The sequence below is a fragment of the Belnapia mucosa genome (assembly GCF_016775475.1).
Lineage (GTDB): Bacteria > Pseudomonadota > Alphaproteobacteria > Acetobacterales > Acetobacteraceae > Belnapia > Belnapia mucosa.
In genome coordinates this window covers 1-243 of record NZ_JAEUXJ010000143.1, presented here as the reverse complement: position 1 = coordinate 243, position 243 = coordinate 1, and the positions used below count along the sequence as shown (strand labels likewise).

The window sequence follows — 243 nt, the reverse complement described above, 5'->3', positions numbered from 1 at the left end:
AGGCTATCGAGCGCGGGCGACGCCGGGAGGGCGAATGCCCACACGACAAGCGTCACCTCGCCGACGACCCGTCCCTGATCGCTTACCACGACGATTTCCGCCCGGTAGCGACCAGGCTGCGCGGTCTGCGGCACCTGGATATCAGCCCAGACCGGCTGTGTGAGCGAGGCTGGCACAGCGAAGCTCGCATCGCCGGAAGGGCTGGCCAGAGGCGTGAGTGGGTCGGGATAGCGGCCGAGCCCG

The 243-nt window shown here is 69.1% G+C and carries 1 protein-coding gene; it reads right to left on the bottom strand.

What is annotated here, in order from left to right:
- Positions 1 to 176 (bottom strand): hypothetical protein (locus JMJ55_RS32335; protein WP_407927582.1); only part of this gene is annotated, 176 nt, incomplete at its 3' end.
- Positions 177 to 243: the final 67 nt, after the last annotated feature.